This window comes from Flavobacterium sp., assembly GCF_035760125.1.
Classification (GTDB): Bacteria; Bacteroidota; Bacteroidia; order Flavobacteriales; family Flavobacteriaceae; genus Flavobacterium.
Map to the genome: position 1 here is coordinate 1 of NZ_DASTTN010000433.1, position 18,009 is coordinate 18,009.

17 protein-coding genes are annotated in these 18,009 nt (G+C 32.9%); 13 read left to right on the forward strand and 4 right to left on the reverse strand.

The features are described 5' to 3' along the window. The coding region (locus VFS71_RS15235) for an S-adenosylmethionine:tRNA ribosyltransferase-isomerase (RefSeq protein ID WP_326402300.1) at window positions 1-203 on the forward strand (203 nt) is incomplete at its 5' end. Between the two features lie 444 nt (window positions 204-647). Beyond that, window positions 648-1,925 carry a kynureninase gene (gene kynU / locus VFS71_RS15240; RefSeq protein ID WP_326402301.1) on the forward strand — a complete coding sequence of 426 codons (1,278 nt, stop codon included), beginning with the start codon at window positions 648-650 and terminating at the stop codon, window positions 1,923-1,925. Window positions 1,926-1,975: 50 nt separating this feature from the next. Here the strand turns inward: kynU and VFS71_RS15245 are convergent, their stop codons facing one another. Further along, complete coding sequence (locus VFS71_RS15245) at window positions 1,976-2,623, reverse strand: flavin reductase family protein (RefSeq protein WP_326402302.1); 648 nt, start codon at window positions 2,621-2,623, stop codon at window positions 1,976-1,978. Between the two features lie 274 nt (window positions 2,624-2,897). Between VFS71_RS15245 and VFS71_RS15250 the strand changes: the two genes are divergently transcribed. Beyond that, the gene (locus VFS71_RS15250) at window positions 2,898-5,288 is read left to right on the forward strand and encodes a penicillin acylase family protein (protein WP_326402303.1); all 2,391 of its coding nucleotides are present in this window, start codon (window positions 2,898-2,900) and stop codon (window positions 5,286-5,288) included. A 2-nt stretch (window positions 5,289-5,290) separates the two neighbouring features. Here VFS71_RS15250 and VFS71_RS15255 read toward each other — a convergent pair whose 3' ends face one another. Further along, window positions 5,291-5,737 (reverse strand): YybH family protein, encoded by a 447-nt coding sequence (locus tag VFS71_RS15255; protein WP_326402304.1) that lies wholly within the window; start codon window positions 5,735-5,737, stop codon window positions 5,291-5,293. Window positions 5,738-5,743: 6 nt separating this feature from the next. Then, entirely contained in the window at window positions 5,744-7,252 is a 1,509-nt protein-coding gene (locus tag VFS71_RS15260; RefSeq protein ID WP_326402306.1) for a helicase HerA-like domain-containing protein, read from the reverse strand. Between the two features lie 364 nt (window positions 7,253-7,616). Between VFS71_RS15260 and VFS71_RS15265 the strand changes: the two genes are divergently transcribed. From VFS71_RS15265 to VFS71_RS15300, 8 genes are all read left to right on the forward strand, one after another. Next, on the forward strand, window positions 7,617-8,441 hold the full coding sequence (locus VFS71_RS15265) for a MotA/TolQ/ExbB proton channel family protein (RefSeq protein WP_116797047.1): 825 nt from the start codon (window positions 7,617-7,619) through the stop codon (window positions 8,439-8,441). 42 nt (window positions 8,442-8,483) lie between these two features. Beyond that, window positions 8,484-9,107, forward strand: a complete 624-nt coding sequence (locus VFS71_RS15270; protein WP_326402307.1) for a biopolymer transporter ExbD — start codon at window positions 8,484-8,486, stop codon at window positions 9,105-9,107. A 19-nt stretch (window positions 9,108-9,126) separates the two neighbouring features. After that, complete coding sequence (locus VFS71_RS15275; RefSeq protein WP_326402309.1) at window positions 9,127-9,696, forward strand: biopolymer transporter ExbD; 570 nt, start codon at window positions 9,127-9,129, stop codon at window positions 9,694-9,696. 31 nt (window positions 9,697-9,727) lie between these two features. Beyond that, window positions 9,728-10,525, forward strand: coding sequence for an energy transducer TonB (locus tag VFS71_RS15280; protein ID WP_326402311.1), 798 nt, complete (start codon window positions 9,728-9,730; stop codon window positions 10,523-10,525). A gap of 232 nt (window positions 10,526-10,757) precedes the next feature. Further along, the gene (locus VFS71_RS15285) at window positions 10,758-11,681 is read left to right on the forward strand and encodes a substrate-binding domain-containing protein (RefSeq protein ID WP_326402313.1); all 924 of its coding nucleotides are present in this window, start codon (window positions 10,758-10,760) and stop codon (window positions 11,679-11,681) included. A gap of 20 nt (window positions 11,682-11,701) precedes the next feature. Next, window positions 11,702-13,375 (forward strand): tetratricopeptide repeat protein, encoded by a 1,674-nt coding sequence (locus tag VFS71_RS15290; RefSeq protein ID WP_326402314.1) that lies wholly within the window; start codon window positions 11,702-11,704, stop codon window positions 13,373-13,375. A gap of 164 nt (window positions 13,376-13,539) precedes the next feature. Beyond that, window positions 13,540-14,172: a 7-carboxy-7-deazaguanine synthase QueE gene (locus VFS71_RS15295; RefSeq protein ID WP_326402316.1), complete on the forward strand. Its 633-nt coding sequence runs from the start codon at window positions 13,540-13,542 to the stop codon at window positions 14,170-14,172. A 389-nt stretch (window positions 14,173-14,561) separates the two neighbouring features. Beyond that, window positions 14,562-14,960: an energy transducer TonB gene (locus tag VFS71_RS15300; protein WP_326402318.1), complete on the forward strand. Its 399-nt coding sequence runs from the start codon at window positions 14,562-14,564 to the stop codon at window positions 14,958-14,960. Between the two features lie 88 nt (window positions 14,961-15,048). Here VFS71_RS15300 and VFS71_RS15305 read toward each other — a convergent pair whose 3' ends face one another. Next, complete coding sequence (locus tag VFS71_RS15305) at window positions 15,049-15,756, reverse strand: class I SAM-dependent methyltransferase (protein WP_326402319.1); 708 nt, start codon at window positions 15,754-15,756, stop codon at window positions 15,049-15,051. Window positions 15,757-15,830: 74 nt separating this feature from the next. On the opposite strand from VFS71_RS15305, the gene VFS71_RS15310 reads away from it, so the two are divergent. Beyond that, the gene (locus VFS71_RS15310; RefSeq protein ID WP_326402320.1) at window positions 15,831-16,325 is read left to right on the forward strand and encodes a YkgJ family cysteine cluster protein; all 495 of its coding nucleotides are present in this window, start codon (window positions 15,831-15,833) and stop codon (window positions 16,323-16,325) included. A 108-nt stretch (window positions 16,326-16,433) separates the two neighbouring features. Further along, window positions 16,434-17,669, forward strand: a complete 1,236-nt coding sequence (locus tag VFS71_RS15315) for an ABC transporter permease (RefSeq protein ID WP_326402321.1) — start codon at window positions 16,434-16,436, stop codon at window positions 17,667-17,669. Window positions 17,670-18,009 lie beyond the last annotated feature (340 nt).

Genomic DNA, 18,009 nt, shown 5'->3' on the forward strand with positions numbered 1-18,009 from the left:
GATGGACAAATAAATTTGTTTTCCCTCCTCACGATTTCAGTATACCAACTTGTATGATTACCAATTTCCATACGCCAAAATCAACTTTGTTGATGATGGTTTCTGCTTTTTGTGGACACGATTTAATGAAAAGAGCGTACGAAGAAGCAATCAAAGAAGGATACAAATTCTACTCTTACGGAGATGCAATGTTGATTATTTAATACGCATTCAAAATTAAATAGAAAGTCTCGTCAGCAATGGCGAGATTTTTTTTGTCCTAAATTGAGCGAAGGGAACTCACATCTTAGAAATCTAAATTCCGCAATCTCATTTCTGCAATCTTTTTTATTTGGGCGTATTACAGGCTATTCATTACAAGTTTTTACCCAAAACCAAAGTAATACTAGCACTGCGGGAGCTTCCTTCGGTCGCTTCCTCGTTGCTGTTTTACTAATGGTTTCAGGTAAAAACTTTCCATTTCTATCCCTAACGCAATTCCTTTTCATAAGAAGTGATGTGCTATTTTAAATGCAAAATATGGGCTAAAATGAATTTAATTTTTATTGAATTGTCTTTTTATCGTCTCTATTTGTGTTTTTTCTTTATTCAGTTGTTTTTTTTCTCTATTATCTTTTTCTATTTTTACGGCACAAAACAATCAAAAAATGGATTTCAAAAATACATTAGAATTTGCTCAGCAACTCGATTCACAAGATCATCTACATAAATATCAAGAGGAGTTTATATTTCCAAAAGTCAATAACAAAAAAGTGATTTATTTTGTGGGAAACTCTTTGGGACTACAACCAAAAAGAACCAAAAAATATATTGATGAAGTAATGGACGATTGGGCAAATCTTGCTGTCGAAGGTCATTTTTATGCCGAAAAACCGTGGTGGGATTATCAAGAACGTTTTGCCAATCCATTGAGTAAATTGGTAGGCGCTTTGCCATCCGAAATTACCGTAATGAACACGCTAACAGTGAACCTTCATTTGTTAATGGTTTCATTTTATAGACCAACTGCAAAACGTTACAAAATCATTTGCGAAGAAAAAGCTTTCCCTTCTGATCAATATATGTTTCAAAGTCAAGTGAATTTTCACGGTTATAAACCAGAGGATGTCATTGTAGAAATCAAGCGCCGTGAAGGGGAACACAACATCCGACTGGAAGATGTGTTGGCAAAAATTGAAGAAGTAGGTGAGGAGTTGGCGTTGGTTTTAATAGGCGGTGTAAATTATTACACTGGTCAGGTTTTTGATATGAAAACCATCACCGAAGCGGGACACAAACAAGGCGCTTACGTGGGTTGGGATTTAGCCCATGCTGCTGGAAATATTAAATTGGAACTACACGATTGGAATGTCGATTTTGCAGCTTGGTGCAGTTATAAATATATGAACTCAGGACCAGGAAATGCTTCGGGTTGTTTTGTTCACGAAAAACATCATGACAATAAAGAGTTGCCTCGATTTGCTGGCTGGTGGGGTCATAACAAAGAACGTCGTTTCAAGATGGAACCCGTTTTTGATCCGGTTCACGGAGCAGGAGGTTGGCAGATAAGCAATTTACCAATTTTGTCATTGGCACCTTATTTGGCTTCCGTTGAAATGTTTGACGAAATTGGAATGGATCAATTAATCTTAAAAAGAGATAAAATCACTTCTTATTTAGAATTTATTCTGAATGAAATAAGTAAAGAAGTACATGGATCTTTTGAAATTATCACTCCAACAGAACCTTTGGAAAGAGCATGTCAATTGTCTGTTTTTCTTCATGGAGAAGGGCGCAGTTTGTTTGATTATTTAATGAAAAATGGTGTAATTACGGATTGGCGTGAACCCAATGTAATTCGTCTAGCACCGGTTCCTTTATATACGTCATATGAGGATATGTATCACTTCGGGCAGATTTTAAAAATCGGAATTTTAGGAAAATGAAAAAAAGGGAATAGTTGTATTACTATTCCCTTTTTTTAATCATACCTTTTTTATTCCTTATCTCTTTTAAATGATTTTGTAGATATATTTTGTTTTGCAGGTTGAAAGCGATCAATTAGTTTGGGCAAAAAATATCCGTCTACTCCATTCAAGGCAACTATATTTCCTTTGTCCAGTTGTAGCCAGCCGTCTTTATGCTCCAAAGCCTCGTCGAAAAAAATATGCTCGATAGAAGCTATAATATGAATAGTGTCATTTTCTTTAATAATATATTCGTTCACAAACTTGCAATAAAGTTGAACTGGACTTCCTTTTACAAAAGGAATATTGAAACCTTCTTTGTATTCTTCTTCCAAATTGGTTTTGTCAAACTCAGAAATTCCAGAATCATAATTAGCGGAGGTGTGATGTGCATCAGCAATCATGTCAACTGTAATGTGGTTTACGGTGAAATAACCAGTTTCCATAATATTTTTGTAAGTGTCTCTTGGAACAGTAGTTGGACGTACAATGAAACCTATTAATGACGGGCTACTTCCTAGGTGGGTGACGCTACTAAAAATAGCAACATTAGTATTGCCTTCAATGGATTTTGTAGCTATTAAATTGGCAGATTTAAAACCGGTACATGAATTAATTAAATTTAATTTTTCAATCTTATCCATTTGTGAAATGGTTTCTCTTGAAATATTTTTCATGAATTTATTATGTTTTAACAAATATAAGAAACTGACACTTAATCATGTGGGCTTTGTTGTAAAAATATCAATTTAAATAGTAAATTTTAACTTTTAGGATGCTTATTCTTTGTTTTATGATAAAAAATCAACAATAATGATAAAATTTGCTATCATTATATTTTATTTATATTTGATAAAAAAACACCCTTTTTTAAATGTGCTTTTTAAAAATGGTGTGTAAAATGTATTGATTTTTACATAAGTTTGATAATGTGTATTAAAATTGCTTCCAATGAGAAACCTAAAAAGAGCCTTACTTGTTTTTATTTTTTTGCTAATCGCCTTAGTTGGGGCATTTTTTATTTATGGATCATACCAAAAACCTAAATACGAAGGAGACCTTTATTTAAAAAATATTAAAAAGGAGACTACGGTTTATTTTGATGAATTTGGAGTGCCTCATATTTATGCCAAAAATTCAAAAGATGCTATGATAGCTTTGGGATATGTACATGCCCAGGATAGACTATGGCAAATGGAATTACTCAGACGTATTGCTCCAGGTCGCTTGTCCGAAGTATTTGGATCGGTTGCGTTGAAAAACGATAAGTTTTTTGTGGGTTTAGGAATCGAAGAAGCATCCGAAAAAACAATCAAAATCTTAGACAAAAAGAGTCAGGCTTATCAATTGACTATTGCTTATCTGGATGGGATTAATCAATATCTTGAGGAAGGTGTAACTCCAGTTGAATTTCAATTGTTAGGGGTTAAAAAGCAAAAATTCACCATACAGGATGTATATAATATTTTTGGGTATATGTCTTTTAGTTTTGCAATGGCCCAAAAAACGGATCCTTTACTTACGGACATTCGGAACAAGTACGGAATGGATTACCTTAAAGATTTTGGTATAGAAGGGGATTTTAACACCACTAAAATTAAAATTGCTAAACAGAAAACGCAAGAGTATGAAGTTATTGCACGATCGATCGCATCACTTCTGGATCAATCGCCGGTTGCGCCATTTGTTGGAAGCAATAGCTGGGTTATTGCACCTCCAAAAACAGAGAATAAAAAAGTAATTTTTGCCAATGATCCCCATATTGGATTCTCACAGCCGGGCACTTGGTATGAAGCTCATTTAGAAACTCCCGATTTCGAATTGTACGGTTGTTATCTGGCAGGAGCGCCTTTTCCTTTATTGGGACATAATCGGGAATACGCTTATGGTTTAACAATGTTCGAAAATGATGATGTAGATTTTTATCAAGAAGAAAACAATCCTAAAAATAATAATCAATACAAAACCATAAATGGTTTCCAGGATTATGAAATTAGAAAGAAAACAATAAAGGTTAAAGATTCATCAGATGTAATTTTGAACTTAAAAATAAGCCATCATGGTCCGATTATGAATGATTTGTTGACTGGTTTAAAAAGTAATAAACCAGTTGCAATGTCTTGGATTTACACGCAACAACCTATTCATAGTATAGAGGCAATTTATGCTATTTCACATTCGAAATCAATGTCCGATTTTCAAAAAGGAGTTGCACTTATTGCCGCACCCGGACTAAATGTAATGTATGGCGATGCCAAAGGAAATGTGGGTTGGTGGGCAACCGGAAAATTGTACAAACACAATAATGGTGTGAATACAAATTTTATACTCGATGGAACCAATGGAAAGGACGATAGTTTAGAGTATTTGGATTTTTCAAAAAATCCATCAGCAGTCAATCCAGATTGGAATTACGTTTATTCTGCAAATAATCAGCCGGAAGCGATTGATGGTTTTGCATACCCAGGGTATTATCTTCCTGAGGATAGAGCAAAAAGAATTACGCAATTATTGGATTCAAAATTCGATTGGGATAAAAGTTCAGTAAGTAAAATGATTGTTGACAATACATCAGCCGTAGCTCCTGAAGTTGTAAAAAAAATAATTTCGAATTTGAATTTAAAATCACTTTCCAAATCGGAAAATGAAGCAATTAGTATTTTAAAATCATGGAATGGTTCCAATAATTTGAATGAAGTAGCTCCTACTATCTATAATAAGTGGATTTATTTATATCTAAAAAATACTTTTCAAGACGAATTAGGTGACGAAGGATTTAAACAATTTTTGGGAACTCATGTTATGAAGCAAATTGTCGCCAGACAAATCTCAAGCGAAAATTCTCCATGGTGGGATGATGTTGCAACAAAAAGGATAAAAGAAACCAGAGGTCAAATCTTAGCAAAATCATTCGAAGAAGCAATAGTGACTTTAGAAAAACAATTGGGTAATTCTCCTTCGGAGTGGAGGTGGAAAAAAGTGCATTCAGTAGAATACCAACACCCAATTGGAAAATTGGCGCTATTTAGACCGTTTTTTAATGTTGGTCCTTTTGAAGTTTCGGGTTCTAATGAAGTAATAAATAATCAATTTTTTGATTTTGTTGATGATGGATTTTACAAAGTAAAAGGAGGGCCGTCAAGTAGAAGAGTAATTGACTTCTCTGATATTGAAAATAGTTGGGGAATTTTGCCAACTGGACAATCTGGGAATCCATTTAGTGTCCATTATTCGGATCAAGCAGAATTATATAATGCTGGAAAATTCAGAAAAATGAAATTGAATAAAAAGGAGATTATGCAATCTTCCTCGAAACTTATCTTTTATCCTAAGAAAAACTAATACTAATCCCAAATGTATTTCCAGGAACCATCTTTTTGTTTTTTCCAGACCGTATGAAAAATCCCTTTTGAAACTTGTTCTTTTCCAGAAGCATCTTTAAAAGTCCAAACATATTTACCGTAACTTGAAGCCATATCTCCAGCATCGGAAACAGTTACCGCATCAGGAGACCAGGTTACACTTGCATTTTCGTATTTTGAATTTAGATAATAATTTTTAATGTTGGTTTTACCAATTATTAAAGAATCACTTTCTCTCTTGATAACGGCGTTAGAATCTGCAAATTGATAAAAACCTTCAGCTATTCCTTTTTCGGCTACTAGCTTTTCAAAGTCTTTTTCTGTTTTAACAATTTCTAACTTGACATATGTTAAATTTTTAGTTTCTGATTTTGGTGAACAACCACTCAGGACTAGTAGAAAAATAATGAGTTTGAAGATGTTTTTCATAGAGAGTTATTTTTTAAACATTTTAGACAGTATTCCAAATGCTCCTCTAATAAAAGTGGCGCTGGTAACGACCTTCAAAACCGATTTTGTAACAACGCTTGCAGTACTCGGTTCGTTGCTTGCTTGTTTTTTCTCTTCAGGGGCGGTAGCTTGCTCCTGAGCTGATTCTATTTTTTTATTGAGCATTTCATAAGCGCTTTCGCGATCAAGAACTTCACTGTATTTTTTGACCAATTTGGATTTGGTATTAATTTCTTGAATTTCGGCATCAGTTAAAATATCCATACGACTCATTGGAGCTCGCATCATGGTAGCCACAAGTGGAGTTGGGATTCCTTTTTCGCTTAATGCAGTTACAAAGGCTTCTCCAATTCCCAAACTGGTTAAGACTTCGTCGGTTTTGTAAAACTCAGAGCTTGGGTAGTTGTCTGCCGATTGTTTGATAGCTTGTCTGTCATTGGCTGTAAATGCTCTTAAAGCGTGTTGTATCTTTAGTCCTAGTTGTGCCAAAACACCACTTGGAATGTCCATAGGGTTTTGAGTGATAAAGTAGACGCCAATTCCTTTGGAGCGAATCAATTTTACGATAGTTTCTATCTGTTCCAATAATGCTTTGCTGGCTTCATTAAAAATTAAATGGGCTTCGTCAATAAAAATCACTAATTCAGGTTGGTCAGCATCTCCTTTTTCAGGCATTTGTTGATATATTTCGGCAAGCAAACTCAGCATAAAAGTGGAGAATAATTTAGGCTTGTCTTGAATGTCTGTTAGTCGTATAATATTAATGTATCCTTTTCCGTTTTCGTCGAGGCGAAATAAGTCGTCAATTTCAAAGGAAAGTTCCCCAAAAAACAAATCACCACCTTGTTGTTCCAGCTCTATTATTTTTCTTAAAATAGTTCCTGTAGTCGAAGTTGATATTTTGCCATAGCTTTCTTCGATTTCGTCTTTCCCTTCATCGGTAATATAATTAATGACCTTTTTAATGTCTTTTAAATCTAATAAAGGCATTTTGTTGTCATCACAATATTTAAATATAACCGAAACAACTCCAGCCTGCGTATCATTCAAATCTAAAATTCTTGAAAAAAGAACAGGTCCGAATTCAGAAACTGTAGATCGAAGTCGGACTCCATCTTGTTTGGAAAGGGATAATAATTCAACTGGGAAACTGGACACCGAGTAGGGGATGTTCAATTTAGTATGGCGTTCTCTTATAAAGTCTTTTTCTTCACCTTCCTTTGCAACTCCACTAAAATCACCTTTTATGTCCATCATCAATACGGGAATACCAAATGACGATAGTTGTTCTGAAAAAACTTGTATTGTTTTTGTCTTTCCTGTTCCTGTGGCACCGGCAATTAAGCCATGTCTGTTTAATGTCTTCAACGGAATTTTGACGAATGTATTAGGTAATGCCTTACCGTCAAGAATGGCGCCACCCAGTGTTATGCTCTCTCCTTGTGATAGATAGCCTTCATTTATTTGCTGAATAAAATTTTCTTCTTTGCTCATTTCTTGAGGGGTTGTTAAAATCTACTGCAAGATATTAATTTTTTTTAAATGAATAATTAAGTGTTTTCTGTAATAAAATATCACAAAAGACTATTGATCCGATAGATTTATTTGTTTTTTTAAATTAGGCCTTTTTTTGAATAAAAATATTCATAATGCTTAAAAACGTTTTTTTTTAGAATTTTTTAGAATAAATTGTTATATAAAATCTTCAATTATTCTTAAAAAACGTTGTAGTTCTGTTTTGAGAATAAAATAAATTGTAAGATTACTTAAAAAAAAGTTTTTTTATTTCAACTAAAAAATTAAATTTGCTCCTATACAAGTTTATTAAAACTAAAATAAATATTTAAAATTTAAAAAAATGGCAAACGTTAAAGTTAAAAAAGAAAGCACTTCAAACGGAGGAGGAATGGTTTCAGGGATTATTATTGCATTATGTGTATTTGTAGGTTGGTTGGTTTGGTCTCAAGTGATGGGAGATCCTTCAAATTTTGAAGGTGGAGATATTGAAAAAGGACACCCATTGAATACATTAGGTCAAGTTTACAAAGGAGGATTTATAGTACCAGTATTATTAGGTATGTTATTAATGGTTATTGTGTTTTCTCTTGAAAGATTTTTTGTTATCGCAAAAGCTGCTGGTAAAGGGAATTTAGATAAATTCATGCAAACAGTTCAAGTGAGCATCAAATCTGGGGATATTGATGGAGCTATTGCTACATGTGATAAACAACAAGGTTCAGTTGCAAATGCAATTAAATCTGCGTTAGTTAAATACCAAGATGTTAAAAAAGAAGGATTCAACAGTGAAGAAGCTTCTGAAGTAATTCACAAGGAAATTGAAGAGGTTACTTCTCTTGAAATGCCAATGTTAGAAAAAAATATGACTATTATTTCTTCTTTGGTTTCTTTAGGAACACTTGGAGGGTTATTAGGAACAGTATCTGGTATGATTAAAGCGTTTGGAGCTTTGGCAACTGCTGGAACTCCTGATCAAGCTGCACTTGCGGTTGGTATCTCTGAGGCTTTGATTAACACAGCTACAGGTATCTCTACTTCAATCACAGCGATTGTTGCTTACAACTTCTTTACTTCAAAAATTGATGATTTAACTTATTCTATTGATGAGGCTGGAACTACAATTGTAAATACTTACAGACATTTCAGAGGTAGTTTAAAACAATAATTAATTTTTGATATTTTTTTATCAAAATAATAGACATAAATAATGGCTAAAATAAAAATGAAAAAAAAGTCCACATCTACCGATATGACGGCGATGTGCGATGTTGCGTTTCTTTTGCTTACGTTCTTTATTTTGACTGCCACTGCTAAAACACCTGAAGTATTACCAGTTGATACTCCACAGTCTACTGTGCAAACAAAATTGCCAGCTGATAATTTGTCTACTTTGACAATTGGTAAGGCTAATGGGAAAACTGCTGTATTTTTTGACCTAAAAGGAAAAGATGTTCGTAAAAAAGCACTTGAATTTATGGCTGATAAATATAATGTTGTATTTACTGAAAAAGAGTCAGAGGAGTTTGGATTAATGGAAAGTTTTGGTGTACCAATTCAAAATTTAAAAGCAATTTTGAATATGAAAGCAGCAGATAGAAGTAAAGCAGGGCAGCCTGGGATACCTAAGGATTCTTTGGATAATCAATTGAAGGATTGGGTTTTATATTCGCGTAAAGCAAATATTGAAGTTAATGACAAAGAATTGAATTTTGCAATAAAAGGAGATGCTAAGGAGCAATATCCTGCAATCAAACAAGTAATGGATATTTTGCAAGATCAAAAGGTCAATAGCTTTAATTTGGTTACAGGTTTAAGAGGAAAGAATTTTTAATTAAAAAAGACACACTAAAATGGCTGAATTAAATACCGGCGACGGTGGAGGCGGAAAAGGTGGCAAAGTAAGAAGTAAAAAACAAAACTCAAAGGTAGATTTAACTGCCATGGTGGATTTGGCTTTCTTATTAATCACGTTCTTTATGCTTACCACTACGTTGTCTAAACCTCAATCCATGGATTTGACGTTGCCAGATAAAGAAGATAAAAAAGAGCCACAGAGTGATATAAAAGTTGATGAAAATCGTACTATGACATTATTGCTTGGTGAAAATGGAAAATTGGTGCGTTATATGGGGATGTTGGAAAAACCACTTGCGGCTCCAAAAGATTATTCTTATGGAAAAGAGGGTATTCGTAAAGAGTTGATAGCTAGAATGGAAACAGTAAAGCAATATTCAACAGCTAAAGGAAAACCAAATGATGGAATGATTGTAATTATCAAACCAAGCAAAAAATCAACATATCGTAATTTGGTTGATGTTTTGGATGAAATGGCAATTGTTGGGGTGAATAAGACTGGCTCTTATGCAATAGTTAATGAATTTACACCAGAAGAACAAAAATTGTTAGACGTAAAAAAATAATTTTTTACTAATAACCTAATAATTATAAAAAATGAAATTAGATTTAATTAAAAATCAATGGATAGAGATCGTTTTCGAAGGCCGTAATAAACTTTACGGAGCTTATGAGCTTAGAAAATCGAATCGCAAGACTTCTATGCGAGCGCTTGTCATTGGTAGTGTTCTTTTTAGCCTAGCAGTTAGTGCTCCGCTTATTGCGAGTTACTTGCCAAAAGGTGGTGATGAAATGGATACCGATATCAAGATAACTGCCGTTAAGTTGCCACCTAAGAAGAAAGTGGAAGATGTAAAAGATCTTGCGCCACCACCACCACCACCACCTAAACAAGATCAGGTTAAATTCGTTAAACCTGTTGTTGCTAAGGCTGAGGATGTTACCGAAGATCCACCAAAAATGGATGATATCAAAGACAAAAAAACTGGTGCTGAAACTATCAAAGGAGATCCAGATGCTCCACTTACTGTAGAGGAAGTTGGAAATGGACCAGTTGTAGAAGTTATCGAGGAAGACACAAGTGTTCACTCTCTTGCAGGGATTGAGCAAAAACCTGAGTTTCCAGGTGGTATTGAAAAGTTTTACCAATTTGTGGGTAAAAACTATCAAGCTCCTGAAGAAGAGGGTCTTAAAGGTAAAGTTTATGTAACTTTTGTTGTTGAAAAAGATGGATCATTAACTGATATCAAAGTTGTAAGAGATATTGGTTATGGAACAGGAAAAGAAGCAATCAGAGTTTTAAATAAATGTCCGAAATGGCTTCCAGGTGAGCAAAATGGTAAAAAAGTGAGAGTACTATACTCTCTTCCTATTACTATTCAATCAGCAGAATAATGTTAAATAATTTATTTAATAATTTGAAGAAGAAATCGCTTATTGAGCGATTTCTTCTTATTATAACCATTTTGGTTTTTTTGGCTTATTTTTTTTTAGGTCTAATGGTTATATTTTGGAAAAAATTTCCTTTTAATATGCAAATGCAATATAGAGTTGCTCTTGGCGTTGTATTAATTGCATATTCCATTATTCGTTTTTTTCGTGTTTATAATGATAATAAAGAATAGTTATGTCTAGATTTAATGTTTATGTAATTTTGTTATCAGTTATTTTCATTTTTTTTAATTGTAAAAAAAATGAAAATGAGGATGTAAATAAAGAAACAATCTTAAAAGGCAAAGCAGAAATCTATGTGGATGAAACTATTACCCCTATTGTGGAAGACGAAGCAATGGTTTTTGAAAGCCAATATAACGCCAAATTTACCTTAATTTCTAAATCCGAATCGGAGGTTTTAAACTCTTTGTTTGATAAAAAGGCAAAAATTGTAGTGATTGCAAGAAATTTGACTAAAAAAGAGTTAAATATTTTCGAACAACGAAAAATAGTTCCTAAAATAACTAAATTTGCGACAGATGGCATAGCTTTTGTTTCTAATAAATCTAGTAATGATACATTGATAGCTTTGAAAGATGTAATTGGTTTCATGAAAGGGGAGAGAAGCTCAAAAATAAAAGGCCTGGTTTTTGATAATCCCAATTCAAGTACTGTAGGTTATATGAATAATTTAGCTGGTTTGAACGGATTGGCTGATAAAGATGTGTACACTTTTAAGACTAATAATGAAGTTTTGAAATTTGTTTCAGAAAATGATGGAATGATTGGTGTTGTTGGTGTAAATTGGTTATCGCAACCTCATGCTTCAATGAATACTATTATTAATAATATAAATGTGTTAAGTGTTAAAGGTTTGAATAAAGACGGATATTATGCGCCCTCACAAAATAATTTTGCCGAAGGAACTTATCCTTTATTGAGAGACTTATATATTGTAAATTGTCAGGGTTATGATGGTCTAGGTATGGGAATTGCTTCTTTTGCAGCTGGAGATATTGGACAAAGAATTGTTTTAAAATCTGGATTACTGCCTTATAAAATACCAGCTAGAAAATTGAATATATTACATGGTCAATCTAATAATAAAAAGAAATAAAATAAATTAATTTAATTAAGATGAACAAAGTTAAAGTTTTAAGTATTGCTTTTTTGGCTATAGTGGCAACAAGCCGAGCGCAAGACCTTAATCAAGCAAAAAAAGCAATTGATGCTGAACAATTTGAAAGCGCAAAAACAATTTTAAAATCTATAATAAATGCAAAACCAACCAATGGTACAGCTGCATTTTATTTAGGTAATGTTTATATGTTGCAAAATAATGTAGATTCTGCTAAAATTTATTATCAAAAAGGTCTTTCTGGTACTGAAGGAGCGAGATTGAATAATATTGGTTTTGGTTTAATTGATCTTGATAATGGAAATACTGCATCTGCTGAACAAAATTTTGCTTTAGCTACTAAAGATTTAAAAAAGAAAGATATTGAAGAATATTTATTTATAGGTAGAGCTTATACATATTCTTTAAAGCCAGATTATAAAAAAGCAATTGAAGTTTTGAATAAGGCAAAATTGGTTAATCCTCAAGATGCCCAGTTAAACCTAGCTCTTGGGAATGCTTATTATGGTGATAAAAATCAAAATGAAGCATATTCTGCTTACAGGAATGCTTATACAATTGATAATACATTAATTAGAGCTAAAATGCAATTAGGTGTTTTGCTTAAGGGTGCTAAAGCATATACTGAAGCAATAAAAGCATTTGATGAAGTAATTGCTATTAACCCAAACTATGGACCTGTTTATCGTGAATTAGCGGAGACTTATTATTTATGGGGAAGAAACGAACCGTCTAAATACAGAGTATATGTAGATAAAGCTCTTGTGAATTATGAAAAATATTTGTCTTTAACTGACTATTCTCTTAATTCAAGAATGCGTCATGCTGACTTTTTAGTGCTTGCAGGAGAGTATAAAGCTTTGGAAACTGAAGCCAATAAAATGGTTGAATTGGATAAAGTGAATCCTAGAATTCTTCGTTATTTAGGAATTTCTGCTTATCAAAACGGTAATTATGATGTTGCAATTAAATCCTTGGAAAGTTTTATAGCTAATCCTTCTAACAAAGTTATTGCGATGGATTATCAAACTTTAGGTTTTGCTAAAATTAAAAAGGCTGTTGGAGAAGATGGTAAGGTTATTGATAATGCTCTGTTTGATAATGCAATTCTTGATGTTAAAAAAGCCTCTGAAATGGATGCCAATGGATTGTCATTGAATATCAGTGATGTTGGGAAAAAATTATATGAGTTAAAATTATTCAAACAAGCAGCTGCGATATATGAAATTGCCGTTGCTCATAAGGAGTCTAAAAATTATATTTTAGATAATTTTTATTTAGGTAATAGCTTGTATTTTGACAATACTAGAAAAGATATTGTAAAACCAGATCCTGTAGCTTTACAAAGAGCTGATTTGGCTTATGCAGCCGTTATTGAGGCTTCTCCAAAAACACAGGATGCTTATTTGTATAGAGCAAGAACAAATAGTTTATTGGAAAATGATGCTATGACAATTAAGTATTATGGTGACTACGTAAATGTGGTTACAGAAAAAGGACCAGAAGAGTTAGCTAAACCGGCAACAGTTAAGAAAATTATTGAAAGTTATAATACTTCTGCGGCTAGTTATGCAAATACTGATAAAGCTAAAGCAATTGAGTATTTTAATAAAACTTTGGCTTTGGATCCAACTAATCAGTATGCATTAGATTCATTGAAGTCTTTAAAATAATAACTTTTAAAAGAAACAAAAAAAGCGACAATCAGAAATGATTGTCGTTTTTTTTTGTTTGAGTTTTTTTATTTGGTTGCATTCATCTTATTATGATTAAGTACAATGTTCTTGTAAATCTACATTTCTTTTAATTGCTTATCTTTGCAGCTTAAATTTATATAATGTTATCTAAAGAAGTTCAATTAGAAGTTAATAAAGGAACCATGCTTCCTCTTATGGAAGAATTTTATACAATTCAGGGGGAAGGTTTCCATACAGGTACCGCTGCATATTTTATTAGAGTTGGGGGATGTGATGTTGGTTGTCATTGGTGTGATGTTAAGGAGAGTTGGAATGCAGAATTGCACCCTCCTACTAAAATTGATTTAATAGTTGACAATGCTAGTAAATGTGCTGATACTATTGTGATTACAGGGGGTGAACCATTAATGTGGGATATGGAGCCTTTGACGCAAAAGTTAAAACAAAATAGGTTAAAAGTTCATATAGAAACTTCAGGGGCTTATCCTCTAAGTGGAACTTGGGATTGGATATGTCTTTCTCCAAAGAAAAATAAATTGCCAACTCAAACAGTTTATGATAATGCAAATGAACTTAAAGTCATTATATATAATAAACATGATTTTATTTTTGCAGAAGAACAAGCTGAAAAAGTGAATCCAAATGCAATTCTTTTTCTTCAGCCAGAATGGAGTAAGAAAGAAGAAATGACTCCGTTAATTGTTGAATATGTTATGAATAATCCAAAATGGCGTGTTTCGCTTCAAACTCATAAGTATTTGAATATTCCATAAACAGAAGTTTGACATTCAATATAGTACCTGTCTTTATTTATTTAATTTTTCGAATTTTTTTTGATTTTCGGTTTTTAAGTAATAATAAAGGGAGGTATGTTTGTTTATAGCATTTTTTTTTTTGAGGATGTAAAAAAAAACTTATTCATAGGTATGTAGTTACTTGTAGCTGCTGCTAATTTTTCTTGTTAATATTTAATCTTGATTTTTTAGTTAACTTTATAACTTGTTAATATACAGTATATTGGTTATTTTTATAAGAATGTGGTAATTTTTTTAACATATTTTTATGTATTTCGTTTTTATACCTCTATTTTTTTATATATTTACTAAAAACCTACTGTGTTTTGCTTTTTTAAAAAACATATATAAATAAAAAAAAATAGTGTATGAGAAAAATTTTACTTTCAGTAATAGCTTTGTTTATCGTGAGTTTTGCCTCAGCTCAAGCAACAGCTACTATCGTTGATGATGCTCCTTATAATTATGAAGAAGTAGAGGTTAGGCCAGAGTTTCCTGGTGGAAATAATGAGTTGATGAATTTTATTGGTAAAAATTTTAAAATACCAGAGTACGAAGGAAACGGAGGTACTTTAAAGATTGCTTTCATTATAGAAATTGATGGCTCTGTCACTAATGTGAAAGTTGTAAAAGATCTTGGTGAAGGAACTGGCGCCGAAGCTAAGCGAGTAATTTCTTCATCTCCTCGATGGACATCAGGTGAGACTAGAGGTAAAAAAGTTCGCGTTTTATATGAGTTGCCTATAAAGATTGCAAGTCAAGGATAAAAGAGGTAAAATCATAAAGAATGATTGTTTATTTAAAAACCAAATGTTGTTAAGCATTTGGTTTTTTTATTTTCAATTACTGTTTGATTCAAATCGAAAGTTTTGCTAAATAATCATAATGTTCTCCTTTAAGAATTAATTCACACTGAAGTCCATTAGCGAAAGCTGCATTTTGAAGAGTGTTATAATCTAAGAATAACCAATCGAAAGGAACTTCTTTTTCGCCTTTGTAGGTGATATTGAAAATAGTTTCTCCGTAATACTCATTATCGGATGGAATCCATTTACCGCCATCTTCATCTTCATCAAACATATATATAATATCTGAAGAATCGATGAGGATTTGTCCGTTAGGATTTAAAAGGCTTTTTAGTTTTTGCAAAAAGATGGGAGTTTCTTTTAGTGTTCCAAATATTCCCGTGCCATTCATCAATAATAAAATGGTGTCGAATTTTTCGTTTTCCAATGTCATTATATCTTGAATTTTTGCATTTTTCAATCCGCGAAGTTTGCAGGTTTGAATTGCATTTTCTGAAATATCAATTGAAGTAACATCGAGATTTCTATCATTTTGCAAGGTCAGGCTATGACTTCCAGCGCCACATCCCACATCGAGTATTTTTCCTTTGGCTAACTGAAGTGCTTTTTGTTCAATTTTTGGCATTTCGTCATAATTTCTAAAAAGGTAGGCAACGCTCATTTCGTCTTCTTCAGAAATTGATGTTTCCGTAATTAAATCCTCTGGTTGGTTGTTGGTCTGATAATCAAGTATGGCTTTTCCGAAAAGGTCTTTCATAAAATTTAGTTTCAAGTTTAAATTTCCGAGTTTAAAGTTTAGTACTTTTGCGAAATCATCAACAAATTTCAAAATTGAAACCAGCTTTAAACGAATTAGGAAAACTAGCCAAAGATAAGCATATCGAAAACAAAAAGTATTTAGATAAGCTAAAAAAGAAAACGCCTAAGAATTTGGATTATGTAATGCAGGACATTCATGATTCCGAATTCAAAAAAACGGATTGCTTAAAATGTGCCAATTGTTGTAAAACAACAGGCCCTTTATTTACTTTGGCCGATATTGAGCGTATTTCTAAATTTTTAAGACAAAAATCACAGCAGTTTATCGAGCAATATTTGCGTGTTGATGAGGATAAGGATTATGTGTTGCAAAGTGTTCCCTGTACTTTTTTAGATAATGAGAATGCATGCATGATATATGATGTGCGTCCAAAAGCCTGTAGAGAATTTCCTCATACAGATCGTAAAAAGTTTCAGCAAATTACTGATTTGACACTTAAAAATGTTGCGATTTGTCCAGCTGCTTTCAATATTGTGGAAGAAATGAAAAAAAGATTGCCACTTTAATGGATTGCTTTCAGGAATCATTGCCAATTTGAAGTTAACCAAATCGAGTAACAAAGCATTAAAATGAAACTTTATGTATATTTGTTCAGCTCCTCAAAATAAATCAATTTGAATTTAGAATATTTTATTGCCAAAAGACTTATTACTGCCAAAGATTATAAAAGCAGTATATCGGCACCTATAATAAACATTGCAATATCGGCAATTGCAATTGGGATGATTATGATGATTGTCTCAGTAGCAACTGGGATAGGTTTACAAAATAAAATAAGAGAAAAGATAGCTGCTTTCAACGGTCATATCATAATTTCAAACTACGATAACAATCAGTCTGAGATTACATTATTACCCATTGAAAAAAATCAAGATTTTTATCCTAAATTCAGTGCTGTTCCTGGAGTGGGTCATATTCAGGCGATAGCCAGCAAAGCAGGAATAATCAGAACCGAAACTGCTTTTGAAGGAATAATTTTCAAAGGAGTTGGGAATGATTATCAGTGGGGTAATATAAAGGAGTATATCGTTTCGGGAAAATTGCCTAATTTTTCCAAAGATGTCACTCAAGAAGTAGTGATTTCTCAATTTCTTGCCAACAGGTTGAATTTGAAAGTAGGCGATTCTTTTAATACTTTCTTCATAAAAGAAGATCAAAACCAATTACCGAATGTTCGAAGATTCAAAATAGCCGGGATTTTCAATTCAGGATTTCAACAATTCGATGCTACCTATATAATAGGTGATATTCGACATATACAGCGAATTAATAAATGGACTCCAAACCAAATTGGGGCTTTTGAAGTTTTCGTAAAAGATTTCAATACTATAAAAGAAACCGGAGATCAAGTTTATAAAAAGACGTCTTCAACCCTGGATAGTAAAACAATTATTGAAAAATACAGTTACATATTCGAATGGTTGCAGCTTTTTGATTTTAATATTATTGTGATATTGGTCGTAATGATACTTGTGGCGACAATAAATATGGTTGTTGCCTTGTTGGTCCTTATTTTAGAACGTACTCAAATGATAGGAATTCTAAAAGCATTAGGAGCTAATAATTGGTCCGTTAGAAAAATATTTCTTTACAATGCCTTTTACCTTATAGTAAGAGGATTGTTCTGGGGCAACTTAATAGGGATCTCTTTGTTGTTAATCCAGCAGCATTTTGGTATTATAAAACTCAATCCCGAAAACTATTATGTCAATCAAGCGCCCGTGTATCTTAATCTGGGGTATATCTTGGCTCTAAATCTACTCACGGTGACGATTTGTGCATTGGTATTATTGATTCCATCGTACATAATCACCAAAATTTCTCCTGTGAAAGCAATTCGTTTCGATTAAATTGTTTTCAATCTTCAGCAGCTATTTCCCGCTATCCGCTACAATCTTATAAGCCGAACCCCGGCTTATAAGGATTTCCGCTTCTATCGGGGCTAGGGCATGGGTTTTTCATAAGAAAGGAAGCGAAAAATTCACACCTTTATATATAGGAAGAAAAGAAACAAAAGGGAATGGGTTCTAATTCCCCACCTTCAGCAGGCGATTCTTCTGCGAATCCCTTAAACAAACCCCAAGAATCACGCCCCGACAGGGCAAATTATCAAGACAGCTGGGTAAAACCCCATAAATCCTTAAAAACGACACTCCGTAAAGAACAACATACCAGCAGATTAAAAAATAA